Origin of the sequence: Olivibacter sitiensis DSM 17696 (assembly GCF_000427965.1) — a bacterium.
Classification (GTDB): Bacteria; Bacteroidota; Bacteroidia; order Sphingobacteriales; family Sphingobacteriaceae; genus Olivibacter; species Olivibacter sitiensis.
Genome location: NZ_ATZA01000001.1, coordinates 117807 through 144130, shown reverse-complemented (window position 1 = coordinate 144130; position 26324 = coordinate 117807). Strand labels below are relative to the sequence as shown.

Below are 26324 nucleotides of genomic sequence, written 5' to 3'. Positions count from 1 at the left end.
CAGAATATCCGAATTATTAAAACAAATCGAGTTGCTTTCCGCCCTTCGGAGTAAAAAGATCGTGGTTTAGTGGCGGAAGCTTATTGCTGCCCATGAATTTCCTTACAGCTATACCAAACAATTGGTGAATGCTTTCCGCCAGCAATCCCTCGCCTTTTATCCTTCTTCCGTATGTACTGTCGTTCAGTTTGCCTCCATGGCATTCGGCTATTCCATGCAGTATTTTTTCCGCACGATCCGGAAAGGCTTTATGTACCCAGTCGGAAAAAATCTCGGCAATAGCCCCGTTCAGCCGCACAATGGTGAACGAAGCTGACCTGACACCTCGACTGGCAGCTTCCTCTATGAGGGTGGGAAGTTCGTCACTGTTCACATGCGGTACTATAGGGGCGCACATCAGCATCACGGGCACGCCAGCCTCCGCGAGACGCTCCATGACTTTCAATCGTGCCTGTGCCGTCACGGTACGTGGCTCCATTTTCTGCCTCACTTCTTCCCTAAGCGAATTTAATGTGATCGCAACATGCACCAGACCCTGCGCGGCCAATGGTTTCAAGATATCCAGATCGCGCAAGATCAAATTGTTTTTGCTGATGATGGATACAGGATGTCGGTACTTCAAGAATAGCTGAAGCAAGCTTCTGGTAAGTCCTAGTTTCCGCTCAATCGGCTGATAGCAGTCTGTATTGCCCGACAACATGATGGTACTCGGTTCATAGCCCTTCCTATTAAAAGTTGCCTCAAGCAATTCCGCGCAATTGTGCTTCACAATGATCTTACGTTCAAAGTCCAACCCTGCACTAAAGCCCCAATATTCGTGGGCATTGCGCGCATAGCAATAGATGCATCCGTGCTCACACCCCTGATAGGGATTGATGGATCGCATAAACCGAAGGTCGGGACTATCGCTTTCGCTAATGATTGTCTTGGGATGGGTAGGGATAAATTGCGTTTTCTCATCAACCAGCATAGGCTCGTCCAAGCCTTCGATATGTTCCTCTGCATATTTCAGCGCAAAGAACTTGTTCTGTGTATTGATCTGCGATCCCCTGCCTTTGAAGTACGTTGGATTTTGCTCATCTGCCATAATACAAAATTACTAAAAAATATAGTAATTTAAAATTATAGCAATCTCTTTCCGATGACCTTTTGTACCAAAAACAAAAAAGGCATTACTGCGCATGCAGTAATGCCTTTTCGTGCTAAGAAAATAACGGTTTCTATTGAGAATTACTTTGGTCGGGAGAAGCCTTGGGATCAAAGGTTCCCGAATTGTCTCCTACCCCATCATGGATGAGTCCCTCAGCTGCCGGCTTTTGGTCGGCAGCATCGTCATTTCCGTTAACGAACTCGTCATAGGTTGTGCGGTGGTCGAAGGGTCTCTTTCCAAGGATTTGTTCCAAATCCGATTGAAAGAGAATCTCTTTCTCAAGCAGTTTTTCGGCAAGTGCTTTCAGCCCTTCCTGCTTATCCGTCAGCAATGCCTTGGTTTTGGCATATACGTCCTCAATCAGGCCGCGTACTTCTCCGTCGATCAGTTCGGCTGTTTTCTCCGAATAGGGTTTGTGAAACTGGCTTTCCTGGCTATCGTTGAACGATATATTGCCAACCTTGTTGTTCATGCCATATACGGTCACCATTGCGTAGGCCAATTTGGTAATTCGCTCAAGGTCATTTTGCGCGCCTGTAGAGATCTTCCCAAAGGTGATATCTTCAGCTACGCGCCCACCCATGGTCATACACATCCCGTCCAGCAACTGCTCGGTTGTATATAGAAATTGTTCTTTGGGCAAATACTGTGCATAACCTAATGCGGCTACACCACGAGGTACGATGGACACTTTCACCAAAGGATCTGCATGTTCCAAAAACCATCCGGCAATAGCATGCCCTGCTTCATGATAGGCCACGATGCGCTTTTCTTCGGGAGAAATAATCTTATTCTTCTTCTCCAGTCCGCCAATTACGCGGTCTATAGCATCTTGAAAATCTTGCATATCCACAGATTCTTTGTTACGACGCGCAGCAATCAAGGCGGCCTCATTACAAACATTGGCTATTTCTGCACCTGCAAAACCTGGAGTCTGGGCAGAGAGCTTCTTGGCATCAACGTCAGCAGCCAATTTTATAGGTCGCAAATGCACCTTGAAGATCTGTTCTCTTCCTACCAAATCTGGCTTGTCGATCGATATCTGCCTGTCAAAACGTCCGGGACGCAGCAAGGCAGAATCCAACACATCCGGGCGGTTGGTCGCCGCAAGGATAATAATCCCCGAGTCGGTACCAAAACCGTCCATTTCCACCAAAAGCTGATTTAGCGTATTTTCGCGTTCATCATTACCGCCTACGATATTGTTTTTTCCGCGTGCCCTACCTATGGCATCGATTTCGTCAATAAATATGATACATGGAGCTTTGTCCTTCGCCTGTTTGAATAAATCACGCACACGCGATGCTCCTACCCCTACAAACATCTCCACAAAATCCGAACCCGACAGCGAAAAGAAGGGCACTTGCGCTTCACCTGCTACTGCCTTGGCCAACAAGGTTTTCCCCGTACCTGGCGACCCGACTAGAAGGGCCCCCTTCGGGATCTTGCCTCCGAGATTCGTATATTTCTTTGGATTGCGCAAGAAGTCGACAATTTCCATCACTTCCTGTTTAGCTTCTTCCAGGCCAGCCACGTCGTTAAACGTGATATTGACCTGAGATTCCTTGTCAAAAAGCTGCGCCTTTGACTTGCCAATATTAAATATCTGTCCGCCGCCGCCGGCACCACCACCGCCCATACGGCGCATGATGAACAACCAAAACAAGAGGAAAATCGCCAAAGGTAGCACGATGGACAAAATCATGCCCGTCCATTGGCTGTTGCGTTCTTCCAAGGTTATTTGCACTCGTTGATCCTCTGGCAAATCCGCTTGCGCGGCATTTAACTTCCGCTCCAAGGCATCAAAGGAACCATCCGTAAATACATATTGCGGACCTACAGCATCGCTGCCTATCAGGTTCAAACTATTACGCCCCGGCCTAACATCCTTATATTTGTCCTCATTTAATAGCTGATCTTTTTTGATATATACATCTACCGCTATTAATTCATTCCTTTTGTACGCTACGAGTTTGTCTACATCTCCAGGCTTGAGCATTTTATTCTCAAACTCTTGAAACGTAATCTGTTTGGTATTATCGCCCGAAAACAAATAATTGAGGGCGAAGAAACCTAAAATCATGGCCACCCATAGCCACATTATATTGAACTTAGGGGGTTTTGGCGCTATTTTCTTTCCTGGAACTTTCTTCATTCTACCTGGTTGATTCGGCATCTCTTTCTTTCATTAAAACTATATTCACATACTTTCCTACGGCCTCGGCACCATCACTCATTGGTCTTGCACTACAGGCAAGCTGCGAGGCCGGTAAAATGGCTCGGCCATTCACCTATATTCATATTTTGCTAGAGCTTGCTAAGCACTGCGATAGTTTTCCATATCTGCATCGCCCCACAGTTCCTCTATTCCATAAAACTTTCTCTTATCTGTTTTAAAAATATGAACTACTACATCCACATAATCCAGCAATATCCACTCTCCATGCTCAAACCCTTCCTTCCTCCAAGGCTCTTGCTGCATGGCCTTGAACACCTCGGCCTCTACACTATCTGCCAAAGCACGAACTTGTGTGGATGACTCGGCATGACAAATAACGAAATAATCGGACACCGAACTGTGGATGTTTTGCATATCCAACCTAACAATTTCATTACCTTTTTTCTCCTGCATGCCATGGATAACCTTTTCGGAGAGATAAGCGGATTTCCCTACTTGCTTTTCTTTCATTAAATATATTTAAATTCTATTGGCCTAATATACGGCTTAAAAATCATAATTTTGACCATTCATAATCACATATAACGTATTTTTTTCATATTGCCTTGCAAAATAACACTTTTAAAGACCTTATCACTGAAGAAAAAATAATTCGCTTCGAACGATTATCTTCAACCAACGATTACGCTAAAACACTGGTACTGTCAAAAGTCAAGCCAATTGAAGAAGGGACTGTAATTATGGCAGACGACCAGTATGCTGGCAAAGGCCAACATGGCTCTACATGGTCCGCCAAACCCGGAGAAAACCTCACCTTCAGCATCGTCCTCTGCCCTATTTTCCTGAATCCTAATCACCAATTTCGATTAAATATCGCAATTAGTCTTGCTATTCGCAACTATTTGAGCAATTTTCTGAGTGAAAGGGTAGAGATCAAGTGGCCAAACGACATCTATATCAAGGGTAGAAAGATAGCGGGTATTCTCATTGAAAACATTTTGTATGGATCAAAATGGTCCTATAGCATCATCGGAATTGGCATCAACATCAACCAAGCTTCTTTTGATAAGACGCTGCCAAATGCCACATCATTGTCCAATGAAACATCAAGGTCGTATGACATAAACGTGGAATTGCCTCTCCTTTTAAAAGAAATTGAAGCCTCGTACCTAGGATTGAAAACAGGAGGCCACACCAAACAAAAAGCAGCATATATAAAATCGCTATACCGACTTGGCGAGCTACACCCGTTTGAAATAAACGGCGTGAGGGTAGAAGGGAAAATAGCCGGCGTAAACGAAGAAGGGAAACTGCTCATGGACTTCAACGGACATATCGCCGACTTTGATCTAAAGGAAATAGCCTATGTCACTTAATGGAAAACATTTTTTACCTTTGCTTATTAAACTTTGAGTGATATACCCGTGTCTATGTACAAAAACAAAAATAAAATCATGAAAAAAGCCTTTCACATTGTTATTGCGCTTATTCTGTTCTCTGCAACGATGGCCTCTGCCCAAATTGAGGAACCGGTAAAATGGTCTTATGTCGCAAAAAAAATAAATAACAAAGAAGCTGTTGTATTCCTAAAGGCCACCGTTGACAAGGGCTGGCATATATACTCCCAAAATGTAAAGGAGGGCGGTCCTCAACCAACCACATTTACATTTGCAAAGTCGGCAGATTATACGCTAGTCGGAAAAACCATTGAACCAAAAGGAATTACAAAATATGAGGAAGTCTTCGATATGGATGTCACCTACTTCGAAAATGAAGTGGTTTTCCAGCAAAAAGTCTCTATTCCAAAAGGTGCTGCCACGGTAAAGGGCACATTGGAATTCATGGTCTGCAATGACTCGAAATGTCTACCTCCTGACGAAATCAATTTCAGCGTAGCCATCAAATAGCTTTGAAGCTGTTCAAAAGCAGGGAATTGAAAAACAAAAAAGGCGGCAATAGCCGCCTTTTTGTGTTAAATACCTAATAACAACAACCAATCTCTATCTATTCACATAATGGTTGTTTTTTTGTAAAAACATCTACCAGATTTTTTTACAAAAGCAATAAATTCTAATTTCACGCAGTAAAAAAACACGCTTTATGCCCAGAAATATTGTCTTTTTTCTCGTTGCTATTATGTTAATGACCACTTGCATTGGCTTTTCAAGTGTAATGGCACAAGACACCATACCAGCAGATTCAGCCTATTCTTTCGAAGGCTTGGATTTTGAAGAGCTAACAGACGAACCAGATCAAACTGCCACAACGCCTGTAGACACAGTGGAAGATAAAAGTATCGTGACAAGTCCAGCTAATGCTCAAGAAGGGGAAAGTACCTTGTGGCAAACATTCCTCAACGGTTTTTTATTTGGCTTTGCGGCCATCCTCATGCCATGTATATTCCCAATGCTTCCACTCACGGTCAGCTTTTTTACCAAGAGAGCCGGCAGCAGGTCAAAAGCTATTGGACAGGCCTCTATCTATGGTCTTAGCATTATTGTCATATATGTTGCTCTTGGAATGCTGGTCACCATATTGTTTGGTTCGGATGCGCTCAACAGTTTGTCTACCAATGGCATTTTCAACTTCTTTTTTTTCCTGCTGCTTGTGTTTTTTGCAGCCTCTTTTTTAGGTGCCTTTGAGATTACACTTCCTAGTGCTTTCGTTAACAAAATAGATGCTAAATCGGACCAGGGAGGCCTTCTGGGCATTTTTTTCATGGCGTTCAGCCTGGCATTAGTCTCGTTCTCATGTACTGGCCCCCTCATCGGCACCTTATTGGTAGATGCCGCTTCCAGAGGAGAAAGGCTAGGCCCCGCCGTAGGTATGTTCGGCTTTTCCCTAGCACTGGCCATTCCCTTTGCTTTGTTCGCCATGTTCCCCTCTTGGCTAAAATCGCTCCCCAAATCGGGCGGATGGCTCAATAGTGTCAAAGTAGTTCTCGGCTTTATAGAATTGGCCTTTGCGCTCAAATTCCTTTCCAATGTAGATTTGGCCTATCATTGGAACTGGATGGACAGGGAGGTATTTCTAGCACTGTGGATAGTGATTTTCACGCTCATGGGACTTTATCTCCTCGGAAAGATCAAGTTTGCCCATGACAGCGAAGTTGCTTACCTTTCAGTCACCCGCACGTTCTTGGCTATTGTTGTTTTTGCATTCGTTATGTATTTGATACCGGGCATGTGGGGTGCACCATTGAAATCCGTCAGCGCATTTCTCCCTCCAAGTGCCACTCAAGACTTCGACCTTAGCACGGGCATAGCTGCTCCTAACGGAGGTAGCTCACATGGGGCAGAGCCTAAAAAATATGCCGAAATTTTCCACGAACGCGGCACTCCAAAAGGATTCGATCCCTATTATGATTATAACCAGGCCCTGGAAGCTTCCAAGAAGGAAAACAAACCTGTATTGATAGATTTTACGGGCTGGAATTGTGTCAACTGCAGGAAAATGGAAGCCAACGTGTGGACAGATCCCCAAGTAAGAAGTTTGCTTCAAAATGAGTTTATCATGGCGGAACTCTTCGTAGACGACAAGACCGAATTATCTCAAGAGGAGCAATACACGTCCGAATACAGTGGAAAGAAAATCAAGACCATTGGCAATAAGTTCAGTGATTTTCAGGCTTCTACCTTTAACAACAATTCCCAACCGCTATATGTGATAGTAGATACGGATGGCAAGGTATTGGTACCACCTCAAGGTGCCAATTATAATGTTCAAAACTACATTGACTTTCTCAAAAGCGGCATTGAGGCTTTTAATACCAAAGAGGCAGAGTAAGGCATGGCCTGATATCATTAATTGTATTTACTGCCAAAAATACCTAAGTTTGGGACGATTTGAACCGTATGAGAATTTAATGGACCAATGAGCACGAAAATAGAGAACATAGCCGTATTTACCTCTGGGGGAGACTCTCCAGGAATGAATGCCGCAATTAGGGCGGTAGTGAGAACCGGGATTTTCCATAACTTGAACGTATATGGGATCAATAGAGGATATGATGGCATGGTAAATGGAGACATCTTCCCAATGGACGCCAAATCTGTGGCCAATATCATTCAAAGGGGCGGAACGATCTTGAAAACGGCGCGGAGCGAAGAATTTAGAACGTACGAAGGCAGAAAAAAGGCTTTTGAACAGTTACAGAGACACGGCATACAAGGGCTTGTAGCCATTGGTGGCGATGGAACATTTACAGGTGCATCAAAATTTATCGAAGAGTTCGACATTCCCGTCATGGGGCTGCCCGGTACCATTGACAACGACCTGCAAGGAACGGATTTTACCATTGGCTATGACACAGCCATCAATACCGTTGTAAACGCCGTAGACAAGATTCGTGATACGGCCGAATCGCACGATAGGCTATTCATAATTGAAGTAATGGGAAGAGACTCGGGTCTTATTGCCCTGAGAAGCGGCATAGGAACCGGCGCGGAGGCCATCCTCATCCCAGAAAGCATCACGGACTATGCGGCCATGATGGATAAACTGGAGCATGGCAGAAAAGATAAATCTTCCAAAATAGTGCTGGTGGCCGAGGGAGAAGAAGAAGGGGGGGCATTCGTTATCGGCGAACGCGTCAAGGAAAAATTCCCCCATTACGACGTAAGGGTCTCCGTATTAGGCCACATACAACGTGGAGGAACACCTACCTGCATGGATAGGGTACTGGCAAGCCGTTTGGGAGTTGCAGCCGTAGAGGGCCTGCTCCAGGGAAGAAGAGGAGAAATGGTAGGACTGATTCACGATCATATCCATCATACTCCTTTTAAGGATGCCATTAAACATATTGGTTCCATTACTCCTAGCCTATTAAAGATCGTAGACATATTATCGTAACAAGAAAAAAGGGCGCTATCGCTAGATACGCCCTTTACTTTTCCAACTAATTGTTGCCCCTCGGGCCCTGCCGCATACGGGATTGCCTTTCTTTTACGTATACTTCGTACTTCTCTACCTGCTCTCCTTTGAGTACTCCCTTTATCTTCTTGTCTATCTCCTCTTGCAAAACCTGCATTTGCGCCATCATCTTCTGCCTGTCCATATTTCCATCTGCACGGGCTTTTTCAAAGAGTGTTTGTTGCACTTGGGCATTGGCAAGCTCATAAGAATAAATGGAATCTTTTTGGCTACCTTCCAATTTAACGGCCTTGTCAATTTCTTCCACACTACGCTTGGCGCGTTCTTCTGGCGTCGCCATTTGCATTCCTCCTCTATTTCCCCCTTGTTGTTGGGCAAATCCGGTAGCGTAGATTCCCAGAACCAGCGCCATACCTAATATCAATTTTTTCATCCCTGTTTTTAAACTTCTTTAATTGTGTTTGACGCCAATTGAGGCACAAAGTTTAGTGGTGCTAGCTATTATTCTTTCACTTAAGCTTTTCCTGAAACACCTTTTTAAATTTCTCCATCTTGGGCTTGATAACATATTGGCAATACGCAGCATCTGGATTCAAGGCATAGTAGTTCTGGTGATAATTTTCTGCCCTATAAAATACTCCCAGAGGACTTACCTCTGTAACTATAGGAGACGGATACACTTTCTCCTCGTTCAATCGCTTAATATATTCCAGGGCTTTTTCCTTCTGTTTCGCATTACGAAAAAAGATCGCTGACCTGTACTGTGTTCCTACGTCATTTCCCTGCCGATTCAACTGCGTGGGATCATGTGCCAGAAAAAAGGCTTCCAGAAGTTCATCGTAACTTATCGTCCTCGGATCGTAAATCACCTGCACGGTTTCTGCATGCCCAGTAGTACCCGCACACACAGCTTCATATGTTGGGTTTTTGACATGTCCACCCGTATAGCCGGAGATAACTGTAACGACCCCTAGCAATTCTTTCAGTTGCGCCTCGACACACCAGAAACACCCCGCCGCAAAGTATGCAGTGTCGTTACCCGAGGCTGTCACGTTTTCTCTCGACGCTCCCTGTTCTGATATATCCTTTTTTTTATTTCCCTTGGCGCAAGCATGAAACATGAGGGAAGACACCATAAATAAGGAGAAACTTACGAAAAGCCATTTTACATTGCTGATTCTCATTCCGCGATCTTCAAGATGATTTTACCAAATTGATTGCCCGAATCCATCAAGCGCACGGCCAGTTCAGCGTCTTTCAACGGATAAACGCTATCTATGACAGGTCTCACCTGATATCGATTCACAAAGGAAAGCATGGCTTCAAAATCCGCCGGTGAGCCCATGGTTGTACCCAGAATGCTTATCTGCTTCCAAAAAATCTTTCTGGCATTCAACACGGGCAGGTCGCCCGAAGCAGTTCCCCCGAAAAAAACGATCCGGCATCCCGGATTGGCAAGATCTATATGCTTGGCAAAGCCGTTACCCAATGCGCCGTCAATAATAACATCAAAGCCTCCCTCGGCCATATTGCGCAACTGATCAGCCCAGTCGTCATCTGTATACAAAACCCCTCCCAAGGCTCCCATCTCTATTGCCTTATCTATCTTTTCTTTCTTACTAGAGGTCACATATACCTCTGCACCTGACTTCACGGCCCAAAGCAACGCAAAAGAGGCTACTCCGCTACCAATGCCTACGACAAGCACGCGTTCGCCCTTTTGCAATTTCCCTTTAACAAACAAAGCTCTCCAGGAAGTCAGACCAGCCAAAGGCAAAGCTGCGGCTTCCTGAAAACTAAGGTGTGCAGGTTTTTCGTATAGCTGCGTAAGGGGGACCTTTACATATTCCGCAAAAGTACCATCCTGTGGCAGTCCCAGAATATTAAAATCCTTCCCTTGATATGCCTCATGCTCGCCCCATGAGAAGCTTGGGTTTATGATCACTTCCTTCCCTATCCACGCATCGTTCCACTCATCGCCCACCAATTCCACGGTACCGCTCCCATCGGAACCGAGTATGATCGGGAATTTCAAGCCGGCATACAGTCCCTTTTGAATCCAAAAATCTCTTCTATTCAGCGCAGCAGCTTTCAATTTCACCAATGCTTCCCCCTGCCCTATAACAGGTATATCCACTTTTTCTTCAAAAGACAGTGGCTGGTGCTTATCATGTAAAACAATTGCTTTCATCTTTCTAGGTTTCACTATTTACATACAACTCCAAGGTTTCTTTATTACTAGTTCTCTTTCTTACCGGCCCTTATCTTGATCATCTTTACAATGCTTTATGCCTACCTGGCTACCGATAAGGCCGAATAAAAAAGGGTGGAAAAGTCCACCCTGCAATAAAATCACTTAATAGCACTCACTATTTTTTTGCTTCGGCATATCTCTTGCCCACGGCTCCCCAACAGATAACATTAAAAATCTCATCCAGGTAAGCGGGTCTTTTATTCTGGTATTTCAGGTAGTAGGCATGTTCCCACACGTCAATTCCCAGTATTGGAGTACCTTTTACTTCAGCAACATCCATCAAAGGATTGTCTTGATTGGGTGTTGAAGTCACAACTAATTTGCCAGCTTCGTCCACCAAAAGCCATGACCAACCCGAACCAAAGCGAGTTGCTCCAGCTTCTTTCAATTTTTTCTTCAACTCATCGAACGAGCCAAAAGTTTCATCGATAGCCGCTGCCAAATCTCCATCCGGAGTAGTTTGTGCCTTTGGCGATAAAATAGTCCAGAAAAGGGAGTGATTGTAATGCCCTCCACCGTTGTTACGTACCGCAACGGGATAAGTAGACACTTTTGCCAAAATTTCTTCCAAAGGCAGATTTGCATCTTCTTTTCCATCCAAAGCCTTGTTCAAACCATCTACATAAGCCTGGTGGTGCTTATCGTGGTGAATTTCCATAGTTGCTTTGTCAATATAAGGTTCAAGTGCATCAAATGCGTATGGTAACGCTGGAAGTGTAAAAGCCATAATACTTAATATTAATTGTTTTTGGTAATTATTGTTTTTTCTGTCGATAGAAAGAACATTCTCAGTATCGACAAACGTGTTCAAACATAATTAAAAAAGACATGAAATCAAATGGAGCTTCCACATCCTTTCGCTGTTCAAACCTGTAGAATACTAACAAAAGCTGCTTGGATTTGTTTGTGCTATCTTTAGCCAGATAATTTCCTGATAATAATATGACAAGACCTAGGTCTTATCGTTTGGACCTAAAAAAATCTTGCATCAATTGCCTGCATGAAATCTCCATTATCCCAGAGCTGATTATCGTTTTGGGATGGATAATCGATTCTGAAACGGTAGAGTAACCTCGCTTTTCATCTCGTGCTCCGTAAACAATTCGTTTGACTTGCGCCCAATAGGCGGCCCCAGCGCACATGACACATGGCTCTATCGTGACGTAGAGCGTACACTCCTTTAGGTATTTGCCCCCAATATAATTGGCCGCAGCGGTAAGTGCCTGCATTTCGGCATGTGCCGTCACATCATTGAGGGTCTCTGTCAAGTTGTGCCCTTTGCCTATAACCTGCCCATTGTGTACTACCACCGCACCAATGGGCACTTCATCTTTTTCCAGTGCTTTCTTGGCCTCTTTGAGTGCTTGCTTCATGAAGAGCTCATCGGAGAACCCCTCACTGTTCTCTTCAAAATTTATATACTGCATGTTCTCTTTCCTTCGCGCTTTACTCGTATCTCAGTGACTCTATGGGATCGAGCTTTGCTGCCTTGGATGCCGGATAGAAACCCGAAATCATTCCCACTCCTACGCACACGGCGATCCCCAGGAAAATCCAGGCCCAAGGTACTATGAATTTTGTTCCCAATGCCAAAGCAACGATGTTCCCCAGGAGCATTCCCAAAAGAATGCCCCCCAATCCCCCGAGCAAGCAAATGACAATGGATTCTGTCAAAAATTGGGTCCTGATAATTTTTGGGGTAGCACCAATAGCCTTACGCACACCTATCTCTCGCGTACGCTCAGTGACAGACACAAGCATGATGTTCATTAAACCCACCGAAGCTCCCACAAGGGTAATGAGTCCAATAACAACTGCACCTAAGGTCACATATGTCAAACTGCTCATAAGCACCTGCGCCACGGCATCGCTCTTTGTGATTTCAAAATTGCTTTCTTCTTGCACGCCCAGCTTGCGGATATTTCGAAAAGCGGCCTTAGCTTCACCAATGGCCCCTTCCATACGGTCGGGACTCGAACTGCTCACCGTAATGGTATAAGATGGGGTGTTTCCCTGCACCATTGCCCGGCCACGCTCCAAAGGAACGATGCACATACGATCTGCTCCCATTCCCGCGCTTGACCCCTTCGATTCCAGGCAGCCTATCACCTTAAATCGGGTATGGCCTATGGTGATGTACTGATTGATGGGATCTTGTTGCTTGAATAGTTTGTCTTTGATATCCGAGCCGATAATAACCAGACTGCTTCCTGATTCTGCCTCTGGCTTAGTTATATTTCTTCCTAGGCTAAGCTTATATCCTGCAGTAGGCAAGTAGTTCTCATCGCCTGCCAAGACCGATATATTCGGATTTGTCTCATTGCTCCCGAAACGAACGATAGCACCATTGGAAACATAGGCACTTACAGAGACGGTGGCTGGATAAGAAAACCCATTTTTGAAGCGCAGAGCCTCTTGATAGCTAATTTTTTTGAACACCTTGGGCCTCTTTCCACTTCCCCCTATTTGCACGTTAATCCCGCGATTGCGTATATTGAACGAATTGGCACCCATGGCAGAGAAGGAATCCGTAAGCGAATTCTGTATGGCATCAATGGACGTCAATATCCCTACCAGCGCCGTGATACCTATTGCGATGATCAATGCAGTCAGAAAGGTACGCAACTTATTGGCACTGATGGATTCCAATGACAATCTCAAGTTCTCTAAGTTGGACATCTGTAAGGACATGGCAATTCGTATATATTACTAAGACCACAATCGCGACGGATTGTTACAAAAATGGATTATCCTTTGGGAGCCTCTCCCCTGATCAGTTCAAAAATGGTGATTTCTGGAGTAACGCCCACGCGACCTGGATAACCAAGGAAACCATAACCTACATTCACATAAAGCTGCTGATGCAGCTGGGTATAGAGCCCAGCCCATTCGTGATACACGTACTGGATGGGGCTCCATTGATAATGTTCTGCCCTAACCCCAAATTGCATGCCATGTGTGTGACCGGCAAACATCACATCTATATCGGGATACTGTAGCACTTGCGCTCTCCAATGCGAGGGATCATGCGAGAGGAGCAATTTTACTGGAAGTTCTTCCGTGCCCTTGAGTGTTTGTTCTAAATCACCATATTTCGGGAAGCGGCCGGTGCCCCAATTTTCCGATCCCAATATGCCTATTGACTCATTGTCAACTGTCAATTTACGGCTTTCGTTAAGCAAAAGATCCCAACCCAATATTCGGTGCACATCTTTCAGGTCGGCCAAGTTCTTCCTCTTTTCGGGACTGTCTTCACGACCGAAGTAATAATCCCCGTAATCATGATTTCCCAATATGCTAAAAGTACCCAGGGGAGCCTTTACCCTAGCGAAAAGGTCTTGGTAATTCCTCATTTCCGTTGCGAGGCTATTCACTAGGTCTCCGGTAAAGAAAATAACGTCAGGCTTTTCTGCAAGCAGGAGGTCTACTCCCCCCTCTACGGCTTTCTTGTTGAAAAAACTTCCCGAATGCACATCCGATATCTGCCCAATGTGCAGGCCGTGGAAAGCCTTTGGCAAATTGGGCAGGTACAGCTTCTGCCTACGCACCTCATAATTATATCCTCCCAAAGCTACCCCGTAGCTCAGGGTGGCAAAAGGCACTGCTGCCACAATTATTCCTGCCCTGTTGATAAATTGAGCTCTGGAGATGGCCTCCCCCTCGTAGACGGGAGGCTTGTCCATTTCCTTACGCGAGGGCGCTATCCTACGCTTCAGCCACACTCCCCCTCGTCGGATATCGTCTATGACCAGTACGAGCATGTAGCAGGCTTTGCACACAAAGGTGAAAAAAAATGCAACCAATATCACTGCCCGCAGGGAAAGGGGAATGCTGGCTTTTATACTGACATATATTCCCAAAAGCAACAATAGGCTATAAAGCCACCAAAACCTAGAAAATGTTTTTGTTTGCACCCATTTTTGGGACGAAGACTTCAGAGCCCCAAGAATGTAGGCATCCATAAGCAGCATAAACAAACCGACAAAAAACACAGACATGGCAAAATCTAATCTTAAACCAAAACGTCAGTATGGGGCTCATGTGCGTGCACAAGGTCGCGCATAGCGGATATCCATTTTGGATTTTCATTCAAGCTGGGTACCAGTTCAACGGACTCGCCACCCAATGCGCGGAACTCCGTACCATATTCTTCCGTTATCTCGTAAAGGGTTTCTAAGCAATCTGCCACAAAAGCGGGGCTGAACACAAGCAAGCTCTTCTTTCCTCTGGCAGCGACATCCTTCAGGACCTCACTGGTATAGGGCTGTATCCAGGGTTCTTTGCCCAAACGCGATTGGAAGCAAACTGTATAGTCTTCCTTAGGTATATTCAATCGCTCGGCGATCAATCTCGCGGTAGCATGACACTGTGCCGAATAGCAAAACTTATTGCTCTCTGTGATTTTCTGGCAACAATCAGTCGCAGCGCAACCATGATTGCCAGAATTGTCTACATTCTTCAATTGCCTCATAGGCAATCCATGAAAGCTGAACAGAAAATGATCAAACTTCGTCGGATCTTTCCGCTTCCCGTTTTCGGCAAAGGCCTCTATCATTTGCTCATTGTCGTAAAATTGATTGACGAACGAAAGCTGGGGAAAGGTGTTCCACTTGCTCATTAACCGCATCACCTTTTCCATGACAGAACCGGTGGTGGCCGAAGCATACTGGGGAAACAAAGGAAATATTACGATGCTCTCTATGAGGTTTGCTTTAAATTTCTCCAGTGCTTCCTCTATAGACGGTTGTTGATAGCGCATGGCCAACTCAACTTGGTAATCTGGTCCAAGCTCTTTACGTAGAAGTTCTAATTGTCGCAGACTGTAATAAAGCAATGGAGAACCATGCTCCTTATCCCAAATAGCCTCGTACAACTTGGCAGTCTTGGGACTACGAAACGGCACGATAATGCCCCTGACCAACAGGTTGCGCTGAAACTGGCCTATATCGATGACGCGCCCATCCATTAGAAACTCGTCGAGGTATTTTTTTACGTCAGACACCTTTGGACTATCGGGTGTGCCCAAATTGATAAGTAGAACTCCCTTTTTTGCTTTCATATCCTTTCCGCAAAAATAGCAACTATTAAAGCTAAAACAATAAGGCAGATAGGTGAAAGTTGTTTGGCCGATCGCAAATCACCTGTGTCCAGTCATTTTTTTACTTTAATAAGATGAAGCTTTTTGAAAAAGCAATCCTTTATTACATTGCTTCTAAGGCTTGCTTAACATCCTCCATAAGCCACATGGGTGTAGACGTGGCTCCGCAGATGCCTATTTTTTCGCCGTCATGGAAAAACCCGAGTTCCAATTCCTCGGGTCCGGATATAAAGCAGCTTCTCTCATTATTGCTTTTGCAAACGTCGAATAATACTTTTCCGTTGGAGGATTTTTTTCCAGAGACAAAAACGATGCAGTCGAACTGTTTGGCAAAAGTCGCCAAGTCTTCATAACGATTGGATACCTGCCTGCATATTGTGTCATTTGCCTTTACTTCATAACCCCTACGTGACAGTTCTTCTTTAATGCTATAGAACTTATCCGTGCTCTTCGTCGTTTGGCTATAAAGTGTAAATTTACTCGGCAATTCCACGTCATCCAATTCGGCAATATCTTGAAAAACCAAGGCCTCACCATGAGTTTGCCCTTGCAGTCCCACCACCTCTGCATGCCCATGCTTGCCGAAGATGAGTATTTTCTCCTTCTCATCATAAGAAGTCTTGATTCGATTCTGCAGCTTGAGAACGACAGGGCATGAAGCATCTATCAGCGTTATGCCGTTGTCCATTGCTATGCGATAAGTTTCTGGAGACTCTCCATGGGCCCTGATGAGTACCTTTTCATTTTTCAAGGACGGAAGGTCGGAGTGGCCTATGATACGCAGCCCCTTTTTTCGCAAGCGTGCAACCTCCTCATCGTTGTGAACGATATCGCCCAGGCAATAGAGATAGCCCTCCTCTTCCAAAATCTCCTCGGCCATATCTATCGCGTACACCACGCCAAAGCAGAAGCCCGAATCCTTATCAATAGTGACCTGCAAATTCATACTCATATGACAAAGATAGTAAAGTAAAAATTCAAAAGTAAAAAATAAAGAAGCTCAAGCAGCAAGTAGATAGACAGCTTCTCCTACATTCCGTTTACTTCAACACATCCAGCAACTTGAAGATTTGTTGCCGCATAGTTGCGCCGCTCCCAGTATAATTGTTCACCAAAACGACAAAGACCAAAGGTACCCCAGATGAATGTGTATGGTAGCCTGCGTAGCCCATAACGCCGTCAATGGTGCCGCTTTTCATGCGCATGTCATTATAAACAGGAAAACTTTCCAGATATTCCTTGTACCATTTTTCCTTTTTTACCGCCAGCAATATGTGGGCCATAGCATTGGCTGTCACCCGGTTTTCGGGCGAGAGGCCACTACCATCATATATTCGGAGCTCCTCTTTCGGAAATCCCAGTTGATCACTCCAATAAGAAGCCATCCACTGGGCCGCTGTCATTGTCTCGGTATCTTCCCCTCTCACATGTGCCACGGTCTTGAGCAATGCCTCCCCATATAGGTTAATGCTCTTTTGATTGAACCAGTAGACGATATCCTTTAAGGCAGGCGAATGATATTCGTCCAACAGTTTATTTACCTGCGGGAATGGCTTGCCACTTTGTTTCCAACCAAAAGCCGTCGCAGGCGCGTCAGAGACCCTTATCCCCGCTTTTTCTAAGGCATCATGCAGTCGAAAAGCCACGTCGTAGGCTGCGTCTGGCACAGCCATTTCTATGGTCTTCTTTAAATCTATCCCATAAGTTCCTTCCAACTGCACAACGGAACCATAAGGTGCAATATATGGATACACCTTATCTCCAGTACCTTTGCCTCCCGTGCGAACATGATTGACGAACTGCAAATAGGAAAGATCCGGCGTCACGGACTGTAAGCGCGCGGCATCACCCACTTGACTTCCGACAGTAAACGTGAGTGCAGCCTTATTTTCCATCCAGTTCAGTGCTGAAATACCTGCCCCATAGTAGCTTCCCATATCCTGCCAGACCCAACGCGGTGGCCCCTCTTGCTTCCCAAAAAGCCCGTCATCCGCCAGTACCGATCCTTCAACAGACCGAATTCCTGTCTTTTTTATGGCAGCAACCCATCGGTCTAGCAACACATTCGATTTTGCCATCGCATATCGATCGCTTCCGAGTGTTGGGTCGCCACTTCCCACAAGAACCACGTGGCCATGAAGTACCCCCTGTGCGTCTACAGTGCCCGAATAATGAAGCCTCGTCGCGTACCTATAGTCATTGCCGAGCACCTGAAAGGCCATTGCCGAAGTAATAGTCTTCAAAGTAGATGCCGTAGCCATACCCTGCCGCCCTCGATTTTCAAAAATCACTCCGCCGGTATTGCCGTTCAAGACAGTGAACGCCAGCGTTCCATACTTAAGTTGTGCATTTTGCTCAAAGGCAGTATAGGCCTTGTTTATTTTTGTGGATAGTGTTTGAGCGTAGCTAGATAAGCTATACACAAGTATCAATAAACAGGCACAACAACGATACCTAAAACGCATGTTCCTTATTTAACCGCAGCCAATGCCGCCTCATAATTAGGTTCATTCGTCGTTTCAGGAACCTGTTCGGCATACAATACTTTGCCGTTTGTATCAAGTGCCACCACAGACCGACTTAATAATCCCTTCAGTGGTCCATCAACAAACTCGACACCATATTGCTTGCCAAAGTCGGAACGAAAGTCGGACAACATAACCACATTCTCTATTCCTTCCGCTCCACAAAATTGAGCCTGAGCAAAAGGCAAATCCTTCGATATGCATAATACCGCGGTATTGTCCAGGGCTGCTGCATCTTTATTGAACTCCCTCACAGATGCTGCGCAGACACCAGTGTTGATGCTAGGGAAAATATTCAAGATAATCTTTTTGCCTGCAAAATCCGACAATTTCTTTTCAGAAAGATCTACCGCTACCAAGATAAAATCAGGTGCTACTGTTCCAACTTGGGGCAAGTCACCTATCGTGCTTATCTCATTTCCCTTTAATGTTACTTTTGCCATATTCTCTTTTTTATGAAATTCTATTTTAAACCTTGTCAAACATAAACAAAAAATACCCGATTTCTATTGGATTATACATTCCCGTCTGCAACATCATTTTTACAGAAATCCTGACAACAAATGGACGCAATCCTCCGGCGAAAAAGTACTTTTACCTCCTAAACTTAGTACATCTAAAATATTATACAAACTTATACACTAAATGTTGAAGAAAACTCTATTTATCACCGGCATTAGCGCAGCAATACTATTATCTGTCCCTGCCTGCTCTTCCAAGAAAAAAACCCAGCAAAAGTCTGTTGCCTCGGCCGCAGCAGCGACTGGTCCTGGCACAGTGCGGGATACTTCTGCAAGACCTGCTGGCCAACAAGGCCCCCGCAAGGTGGAACCCAAGAAATTCGATGCCTTTATAAAAAAGGACGCCAAGATTGATAGCGGGATGTTCAACGTCTACTTTCAGGAAGACAAATACTATTTTGAACTACCCGATTCTTTACTGAACCGGGACATTCTGGTGGTAAACCGTCTTTCAAAATCGGCGGCAGACCTTCGTTCGGGCATGAGTGGCTATGCGGGCGACCAGATCAACCGCAATGTTATCCGTTTTGACAAGGGACCGAACAACAAGGTCTTTTTGAGGAAAATATCTTTCTCCGAACGCTCAGACAGCACGCAGGCCATGTACCGAGCCGTGATGAACTCCAACATACAGCCTATTGTGGGCAGTTTTGACGTTACAGCTTTCGGCAAGGGAAACAAAAGCGTCATTATTGACATGACTGCCTTCATTGACGGCGACAATGACGTGTTCTTTTTCAGCTCGTCGTCCAAGACCTCTTTGAGATTGGGTCAGTTACAAAAAGACCGTTCCTATATCGGTGGCGTCAGTTCCTATCCGCAGAACACGGAAATCAAGACAGTAAAAACTTATGCAAAGACCCCTCCCCAAGGAGGTGCTGGCGGGGCGGGTGGTGCCCCTGCCGCGAGAGGCGCCGGAATGTCTGGCGGTGAGGCTACCGTTGAGTTGAACACTTCCATGGTATTGCTACCCAAGGTACCCATGCAGGGCCGCTACTTTGACAACAGGGTAGGTTTTTTTGCTGTAGGCTATACTGATTTTGATGCCAACCCACAGGGCGTAAAACGGCAATCGCTCATTACCAGATGGCGCTTGGAACCCAAGGCAGAGGATATGGAAAAATACCTTCGTGGCGAATTGGTAGAACCAAAGAAACAAATTGTTTACTATATTGACCCTGCCACACCGGAAAAATGGGTGCCGTACCTCATTGCAGGTGTCAACGATTGGCAAAAAGCTTTTGAGCAAGCTGGATTCAAGAATGCCATCGTAGCCAAAAGGGCCCCCACGCCAGAAGAAGACCCCGAATGGTCCTTGGAAGACGCTCGCTATGCGGCTATTGTCTACAAACCATCGGATATTCCCAACGCGAGCGGACCAAATGTAAACGATCCCCGCAGTGGCGAGATCATCGAAAGCCATATCAATTGGTACCATAACGTAATGTTACTACTGCGCAACTGGTATTTCGTACAAGCTTCGCCAAATGACGAGCGGGCCCGCAAAATGGAATTTGACGACGAGCTGATGGGTGATCTCATCCGTTTCGTTTCCTCGCATGAGGTGGGGCACACCCTGGGGCTACGCCACAACTACGGTTCCAGCTCTGCCTATCCAGTAGAGAAATTGAGAGATCCCAATTGGATCAAGGAAAACGGCCATGCCGCCTCCATCATGGACTATGCGCGTTTCAACTATGTGGCGCAGCCTGGCGACGGCATATCGGGCAGCGATCTGTACCCGCGTATCAACCATTATGACAAATGGGCCATCGAATGGGGGTATAAGCTCATTCCAGATGCCAAAAGCGCCGCTGAAGAAACACCTACACTCAACAAATGGATACTAGCCAAGGCCGATGATCCCAAGTACTGGTTTGGCACAGAAAGCAATCCGGACGATCCCCGCTCGCAAAACGAGGACTTGGGCGACGACGCCATGCTGGCCAGCAGCTATGGTATTAAAAACCTGCAACGCATAGTGCCGAATTTGACGATATGGACCAAGCAAGCAAACGAAAAATACGAAGGTCTTGCCACCATGTACGAACAAGTTGTCACCCAATTTGGCCGTTATGCAGGCCATGTAGCCAAAAATGTGGGTGGTATCTACGAAACACCTAAAACGGTAGAGCAACAAGGTACTGTTTATGAATTCACGCCTGTCGAAAAGCAACGCAGGGCCATGGCCTTCCTCAACAAGGAAGTATTCAGTACACCTACATGGTTGGTAGACTACCAAATAGCCGACCTTTCCGGTACCGATCCTGTAGCTGCGGTGGGCAGGGTACAAAACAGTACCGTCTCCCGTTTGCTATCGGCCAGAAACCTAGGCAATATCCTGAAAGCGGAGACACAGTTAGGTAAAAACGCTTATACGATAGATAACTTGTTTGCAGATCTGGACAAAGGCGTCTGGGGCGAATTGGCAAGTAGAAAACCGATCGATATCTTTAAGCGTAACTTGCAGAAAAACTATGTGGATAATCTTGCTGCCTTGTTGAGCCCACCCCCTGCCGCTCTGCGCGAGCGTATGCCAGACCCCACCAAGTCCGACATTAGCAGTATCGCCAGAGGGCAATTGATCTCATTGCAAACCAAGATAAAGAATGCTACACCAGCTATGGGCGACAGTCTGAGCAAATACCATTTGCAAGATTTGGCAGCACGTATCCAGCAAGCGCTGGAGCCCAAGTAAGGAAGAGAAGTTCTTATTTCAAAAGAAGCCGTCTCATAAGTCAATTATGAGGCGGCTTCTTTTTTGTATACGGTGTAATCAGAGTAAAAGAACCGTTGCTTACTGCCTATAAGCTACGGCAAAACTGAACTTGTACACCTTTCGCCATCCATCGATGTGATAGGTCTCCAGATGAAGGATATAGAGTCCCATTTTTGCTCTTTCGCTCCGGTATGTAAAGCCATCCCATACAATTATGCCTTCGGTCCCCATGCTATAGGCATGCCCTAGTTCTTTCACCACATTTCCTTTGTCGTCATATATCCACACATTGGCCATCACACCTTCCTTATCCCATACATAATTCAGCTCTAATTTGTCCTCAAAACCATCGTCATCTGGAGAAACGGTCCTGCTCGTAAGCCACAATGTTGTTTCATAAAGTCCGTCGCTCGCTTGCGAATTTTTGTATCCGGGAGTAGCATAGCCTGCAGCAGAGGAAGCCGATGCCCAATTGCTGGATTCGGAAGAAGATCTGCTTGGATCAATTTTTTCGAGCGAAACGCCCTTAGCGTTGTTCATGAAAGGAGAATGCATGCCTGAGTGGTAGCGCAAATCATCCACAATGGCACTATCCGATCGCACAAGTAGTATATGTCCCTCATTATTATTTATTTGTGGCATATTCATCTCATGCAAGGCCGTTTCATCTGGCGTATAATAGTATTGCCTAATTTGCTCACTATTAACGCTCAGAACCTTATAAGCCCTTGGTTGCAGCAACAGCCCATTTCGGGCAATGGGTCTAAACTGCTCTAACCTCCCATTGGTCTCCCTAGCCAGGTAGAGCGCACCGATGTCCAACACCCGCTGTGAGCGGTTGAAAAGTTCCACAAACTCCACACCCCCACTATAGGGATTGCTGAGCAGTTCATTGATGATGACCTCTTCATGCGCTATTGCGATCTGTTCATCGGATTCCTCACCCAGTTTGCGCATCAGGAAATAATCCAGTAAGAGGTCCTGTTGCCTAGCTGGCAGATAATAAAACTGAATGCCTGTGTAGGCCACATTAAAGAGAGGATCTATATTGGGTATATCACCATCTTCTGCTGTATTGGGCAGGATCAGAAAAGCTCCGTTGTCACCATCAGCCAACCACAACCGCCATATTCCTTCCATATCGCAGGCTATTCGTATCCTAGCCTTGAAAAAGGAGGGGCTTTCTTTTGCCGTCTTACTCTCATAAAGTAATGTTTTACCAGACCCATTTTGATGCCACAGCTGATAAATAACAGCGCCGTCGTCGCCCGAGATCTGTAGTTGATAACTCTTATGCGCCCGTTTGATATTGGCGTCATCACTAGCTAGGTATATGCGCAGGTAGGTTTCGGAAGAAAAAGACCCCGACATACGAACGCCCATTTCCCAAGCCGTATTTAGCAATCGCCTACTTGGCCGAAGCAATGAAATAGGTGAGAGGTAAGACCCCATAGCGGCGAGGCTATGGCTAGCGGTTGTGAAATACTGCCTGTCGCCCACCCAAGAGTTTTCCAATACATCATCGAAGGTATCCAGAAAAACAAGGTAATTCATTTCGCTTGGCAACAACTTCTGTTCATCTTCTTCACCATGCTTATGATTGGCGTAAGCCACGCTGGCAAACAAGAAGAACATAAATACCAATAAGCCCAAAAGGGAGAGTTTTTGTCTGATCATATCCATAAAGGTTAATTACAAGTAAGATCAAAACACTGAAAACCAATGCACAAAAAATAAAAGCCGACTATAAGAGATCTATGTATTTTTTGTATGTTTGGCGTTCGAGTTTTCAAAGTAAAAATTTATTATCGATTAACAAAAAAAGAAAAACAAAAAAATGAAAATTGCTGTCGTTGGCGCTACCGGCCTTGTAGGTACGGAGATGTTAAAAGTATTAGCAGAGCGCAATTTCCCTGTAGATGAATTGATTCCGGTTGCCTCTGAGAAAAGTAAGGGTAAGGAAATCGAGTTCAAGGGAAAGAAGTACAAGGTGGTGACACCCGACGAAGCGATTGCCCAGAAGCCCGATGTCGCCTTATTTTCCGCTGGCGGAGGTACCTCTACGGAATATGCCCCAAAATTTGCAGAGGCTGGCATTACCGTGGTAGACAATTCGTCCGCTTGGCGCATGGATCCTACGAAAAAATTGGTCGTTCCGGAAGTAAATGCCCACGTGCTGACTGCCGAGGACAAGATTATCGCCAATCCCAATTGCTCTACCATACAAATGGTCGTCGTATTGAAACCTTTGCACGAGAAATACAAGATCAAGCGTGTAGTGGTTTCTACCTATCAATCCGTGACCGGTACGGGTGTAAAAGCTGTGCAGCAATTGATGGACGAGCGTGCAGGCAAGGAGGGCGAAAAGGCATATCCATATACCATCGATTTGAATGTCATTCCACAGATAGACGTATTCCAGGAGAATGGCTATACTAAGGAAGAAATGAAAATGATCAAGGAAACCAACAAGATCATGGGCGACGATAGCATTCGTGTAACGGCTACCACTGTTCGCATCCCCGTGATGGGTGGCCATTCCGAAGCGGTCAACATTGAGTTCGAGAACGACTTTGACATAAACGACGTAAAAACGCTATTGGCTCAGCAGTCTGGTGTCGTGGTAGTAGACGACCCTGCAAACCTAAAATACCCGATGCCCAAAGATGCGCATGGCAAAGATGAAGTGTTTGTAGGTCGTATCCGTAGAGACGAAAGTCAAGACAATAGCTTGAACCTTTGGGTAGTGGCAGATAATCTACGCAAGGGAGCTGCTACCAATGCCGTACAAATTGCCGAATATTTGGTAGAAAAAGGATTGGTATAATCACCTATTATCTAAAGATAATTAAGGAATTGTCTCTGCAAGCAAATGGGGCCCGCGATTTCATCACGGGCCCCATTTGCTTAAACGTTGTTTAATAAATCTATTAAGAAATCTCTATAAGACGAGGTGCTTTTTTCTTCGCTTCTTCCCTTTTTGGGATACTAAGCCGAAGCAATCCATTTTCGTAATGGGCCTCAATCTTGTCTTCGTCTACCACATCTTTTGGCAAAGTGAAATTACGCTCAAAAGATTGACAGCTAAATTCCCGCCGGCTATAGCCTTCAAGTTCTTCTTTCTTTTCATCATTTTTGGCAGAAGAAATTGTCAGGGTATTGCCGTTAAGTTCTACCTTAAAATCATCCTTCTGCATGCCCGGAGCAGCCATTTCCACCTCATAATGGTCATCAGTTTCCTTGATGTTAACGGCGGGCAATGTAGCGCTTAAGGCCGAATAACGACTGTTGCTACCCCAATTGAAGAAATCACTGGCGAAAAAATCGTCGAACAACGCAGGAACGCCAGATAAACTGTTTCCATTTCTTTTGATAAGTGTCATCATAACCTCCTTTTTTAATTAAACCAATAAACATTGAAGTCATTTAAAATGAAGATCAATTACGCCTATGTGAAATCAATAAATATGCCAATGCATACAAGCGCCCAGCAATGACAAAATAACATCAAAAACTGACTTTTTGTCCCCAAGAGATTTAACATCTTGTCATTTTGCCGCTTGGCAACAACCAAAACATGCTGCTTTGAAAACATTATTGGTGCCTCACAGCGTACTATATTTTGGAGTTTGATATTGCTTTTGTAATTCGTTACTTTGCAGCATCAAATTACATGTAGCCTTAATCACACGAATTTGAGCAGATCAATGAATCGAAACAGCTATTTATATTTTCTAGGGTTTTTTATTTCCCTGTTTTTGGGAGCCTGTAAGTCCAACAAGTTTACGGACATACCAAATACACCTTCATATACGAGAAGGTCCTTGCCCACGCCGCCGGGAATGGTGTATGTGCCGTCTGGATCCGTCCTTTACAAAAACATGGACGATAGCGCTGCCATCAGGCGCTACGTCAGCGTCACTGCTTTTTTTATCGACAAAACGGAGGTAACCAACAGTCAATATCGTCAATTTGTTTATTGGGTAGCAGATTCAATCGCCATTGCGGACTATTTAAAGGACGACAGCTACTACCTCAAATCAAACGGTGGCGATTCTTCCTCCCGTTTTATAGACTGGAGCAAGATACGCAAACGCTCCCCGCTGTATAAAAATGGGACACCGGATGAGAAGCAGAAACTACAGGGGATGTTTATTTCAGTGGGCGGTGCTAAAGTATTGGATCCCGAGAAGGTAAAGTACGATTTACACTACGCCGAGATGACGGGACAGCCAACGGGACGTTATGTACATGAGAAGATTCCCGTATTGCCCAAGGTGGATGTTTGGTCGCAGGACTTCCCCAACTCTCAAATGCAGACCATGGACCAAAATTATTTTATCAATAAGCTATACGAAAACTATCCCGTAGTAGGAGTTACATGGAAGCAAGCCCGAGCATATGCCGACTGGAAAGGGTCAATGCTAGCCGCAGAGCTTAAAAAGACCCCGATCCTTAGAGATTATGACTATATCTTCTCCCTGCCTACGGAAGCGCAATGGCAATATGCCGCAGAAGGAAAGGTTGACCCTATGGACACTACAGACCGAACGGTAAAAACCATTGAACACAAAAAAACGGGAAAGGAAAGACTTGCCCTTAACTTCAAACAAGGTGAAGGTACCTATTCCAGAGATGGATCTACCTTTACGCTGCCTGCAAAATCCTATACTCCCAACGCCTTTGGCATTTACAATATGGCGGGTAACGTGAGCGAGTGGACATTGGATGCCTACAGTCCATCGGCTACGGCATTTGTGAACGATCTTAATCCCGTGCTATTGCACGATGTACCGGACTCTGCCAACCCTCTGATGAAAAGGAAGGTAGTACGAGGTGGTTCGTGGAAAGATCCTGGTCCCATGCTCAATAGCGACACCAGAAATTACGAGGAGCAGGATATGCCCCGTTCATACATAGGTTTTCGTTGCGTGATGCCGGCATTCGAGCTTCCCGGGGATCAAGTGAAGACCCGAAAGTATAAACTGAAATAAGCTTTGTCAATG

23 protein-coding genes are annotated in these 26324 nt (G+C 45.3%); 7 read left to right on the top strand and 16 right to left on the bottom strand.

Annotation, left to right across the window (positions count from 1 at the left end):
- Positions 1 to 16 precede the first annotated feature (16 nt).
- From A37S_RS0100655 to rsfS, 3 genes are all read right to left on the bottom strand, one after another.
- Positions 17 to 1087: a PA0069 family radical SAM protein gene (locus A37S_RS0100655; protein ID WP_051292612.1), complete on the bottom strand. Its 1071-nt coding sequence runs from the start codon at positions 1085 to 1087 to the stop codon at positions 17 to 19.
- A 133-nt stretch (positions 1088 to 1220) separates the two neighbouring features.
- A complete protein-coding gene (ftsH, locus tag A37S_RS0100650; RefSeq protein WP_245586277.1) occupies positions 1221 to 3326 on the bottom strand; it encodes an ATP-dependent zinc metalloprotease FtsH in 2106 nt (701 codons plus the stop codon).
- Positions 3327 to 3467: 141 nt separating this feature from the next.
- Entirely contained in the window at positions 3468 to 3839 is a 372-nt protein-coding gene (gene rsfS, locus A37S_RS0100645) for a ribosome silencing factor (RefSeq protein WP_028295324.1), read from the bottom strand.
- Positions 3840 to 3934: 95 nt separating this feature from the next.
- Here rsfS and A37S_RS0100640 point away from each other — a divergent pair, with 95 nt between their 5' ends.
- The 4 genes from A37S_RS0100640 (at position 3935) to pfkA (ending at position 8180) form a co-directional block, all read left to right on the top strand.
- Entirely contained in the window at positions 3935 to 4705 is a 771-nt protein-coding gene (locus A37S_RS0100640; RefSeq protein WP_028295323.1) for a biotin--[acetyl-CoA-carboxylase] ligase, read from the top strand.
- Positions 4706 to 4783: 78 nt separating this feature from the next.
- Positions 4784 to 5236, top strand: coding sequence for a protein-disulfide reductase DsbD N-terminal domain-containing protein (locus tag A37S_RS0100635; protein WP_028295322.1), 453 nt, complete (start codon positions 4784 to 4786; stop codon positions 5234 to 5236).
- A gap of 193 nt (positions 5237 to 5429) precedes the next feature.
- Entirely contained in the window at positions 5430 to 7115 is a 1686-nt protein-coding gene (locus A37S_RS0100630) for a protein-disulfide reductase DsbD family protein (RefSeq protein WP_036600765.1), read from the top strand.
- Positions 7116 to 7202: 87 nt separating this feature from the next.
- The gene (gene pfkA / locus A37S_RS0100625; RefSeq protein WP_028295320.1) at positions 7203 to 8180 is read left to right on the top strand and encodes a 6-phosphofructokinase; all 978 of its coding nucleotides are present in this window, start codon (positions 7203 to 7205) and stop codon (positions 8178 to 8180) included.
- A gap of 46 nt (positions 8181 to 8226) precedes the next feature.
- Here the strand turns inward: pfkA and A37S_RS0100620 are convergent, their stop codons facing one another.
- The 11 genes from A37S_RS0100620 to tpx form a co-directional block, all read right to left on the bottom strand.
- Positions 8227 to 8634, bottom strand: a complete 408-nt coding sequence (locus A37S_RS0100620) for a hypothetical protein (RefSeq protein ID WP_028295319.1) — start codon at positions 8632 to 8634, stop codon at positions 8227 to 8229.
- Between the two features lie 76 nt (positions 8635 to 8710).
- Positions 8711 to 9385, bottom strand: coding sequence for a peptide-methionine (S)-S-oxide reductase MsrA (msrA, locus tag A37S_RS0100615; protein ID WP_051292611.1), 675 nt, complete (start codon positions 9383 to 9385; stop codon positions 8711 to 8713).
- Positions 9382 to 10392 carry a zinc-binding dehydrogenase gene (locus A37S_RS0100610; protein ID WP_028295317.1) on the bottom strand — a complete coding sequence of 337 codons (1011 nt, stop codon included), beginning with the start codon at positions 10390 to 10392 and terminating at the stop codon, positions 9382 to 9384. The genes msrA and A37S_RS0100610 overlap by 4 nt, the downstream gene beginning before the upstream one ends.
- A 178-nt stretch (positions 10393 to 10570) precedes the next feature.
- Complete coding sequence (locus A37S_RS0100605; protein WP_028295316.1) at positions 10571 to 11182, bottom strand: superoxide dismutase; 612 nt, start codon at positions 11180 to 11182, stop codon at positions 10571 to 10573.
- 232 nt (positions 11183 to 11414) lie between these two features.
- A complete protein-coding gene (locus A37S_RS0100600) occupies positions 11415 to 11882 on the bottom strand; it encodes a nucleoside deaminase (RefSeq protein WP_051292609.1) in 468 nt (155 codons plus the stop codon).
- A gap of 19 nt (positions 11883 to 11901) precedes the next feature.
- On the bottom strand, positions 11902 to 13146 hold the full coding sequence (locus A37S_RS0100595) for an ABC transporter permease (protein WP_036600763.1): 1245 nt from the start codon (positions 13144 to 13146) through the stop codon (positions 11902 to 11904).
- A 56-nt stretch (positions 13147 to 13202) separates the two neighbouring features.
- Positions 13203 to 14453 (bottom strand): metallophosphoesterase, encoded by a 1251-nt coding sequence (locus tag A37S_RS0100590; RefSeq protein WP_028295313.1) that lies wholly within the window; start codon positions 14451 to 14453, stop codon positions 13203 to 13205.
- A 14-nt stretch (positions 14454 to 14467) separates the two neighbouring features.
- Positions 14468 to 15514, bottom strand: a complete 1047-nt coding sequence (hemH, locus tag A37S_RS0100585) for a ferrochelatase (RefSeq protein WP_028295312.1) — start codon at positions 15512 to 15514, stop codon at positions 14468 to 14470.
- Positions 15515 to 15656: 142 nt separating this feature from the next.
- Positions 15657 to 16505 carry a 4-hydroxy-3-methylbut-2-enyl diphosphate reductase gene (locus tag A37S_RS0100580; RefSeq protein WP_028295311.1) on the bottom strand — a complete coding sequence of 283 codons (849 nt, stop codon included), beginning with the start codon at positions 16503 to 16505 and terminating at the stop codon, positions 15657 to 15659.
- Positions 16506 to 16593: 88 nt separating this feature from the next.
- The gene (gene dacB / locus A37S_RS0100575) at positions 16594 to 17976 is read right to left on the bottom strand and encodes a D-alanyl-D-alanine carboxypeptidase/D-alanyl-D-alanine endopeptidase (RefSeq protein ID WP_036600820.1); all 1383 of its coding nucleotides are present in this window, start codon (positions 17974 to 17976) and stop codon (positions 16594 to 16596) included.
- Positions 17977 to 18023: 47 nt separating this feature from the next.
- Entirely contained in the window at positions 18024 to 18521 is a 498-nt protein-coding gene (tpx, locus tag A37S_RS0100570) for a thiol peroxidase (RefSeq protein WP_028295309.1), read from the bottom strand.
- A 202-nt stretch (positions 18522 to 18723) separates the two neighbouring features.
- Between tpx and A37S_RS0100565 the strand changes: the two genes are divergently transcribed.
- Positions 18724 to 21297, top strand: coding sequence for a zinc-dependent metalloprotease (locus tag A37S_RS0100565; protein ID WP_028295308.1), 2574 nt, complete (start codon positions 18724 to 18726; stop codon positions 21295 to 21297).
- Between the two features lie 99 nt (positions 21298 to 21396).
- On the opposite strand, the gene A37S_RS0100560 is transcribed toward A37S_RS0100565, so the two are convergent.
- Positions 21397 to 22995 carry a lamin tail domain-containing protein gene (locus tag A37S_RS0100560; protein WP_169719410.1) on the bottom strand — a complete coding sequence of 533 codons (1599 nt, stop codon included), beginning with the start codon at positions 22993 to 22995 and terminating at the stop codon, positions 21397 to 21399.
- A 160-nt stretch (positions 22996 to 23155) separates the two neighbouring features.
- Between A37S_RS0100560 and A37S_RS0100555 the strand changes: the two genes are divergently transcribed.
- Positions 23156 to 24145: an aspartate-semialdehyde dehydrogenase gene (locus tag A37S_RS0100555; protein ID WP_028295306.1), complete on the top strand. Its 990-nt coding sequence runs from the start codon at positions 23156 to 23158 to the stop codon at positions 24143 to 24145.
- 103 nt (positions 24146 to 24248) lie between these two features.
- Here A37S_RS0100555 and A37S_RS0100550 read toward each other — a convergent pair whose 3' ends face one another.
- Positions 24249 to 24704, bottom strand: a complete 456-nt coding sequence (locus A37S_RS0100550) for an Hsp20/alpha crystallin family protein (protein ID WP_245586276.1) — start codon at positions 24702 to 24704, stop codon at positions 24249 to 24251.
- A 321-nt stretch (positions 24705 to 25025) separates the two neighbouring features.
- Between A37S_RS0100550 and porK the strand changes: the two genes are divergently transcribed.
- Positions 25026 to 26312 (top strand): T9SS ring complex lipoprotein PorK/GldK, encoded by a 1287-nt coding sequence (gene porK / locus A37S_RS25980; RefSeq protein ID WP_051292606.1) that lies wholly within the window; start codon positions 25026 to 25028, stop codon positions 26310 to 26312.
- Positions 26313 to 26324 lie beyond the last annotated feature (12 nt).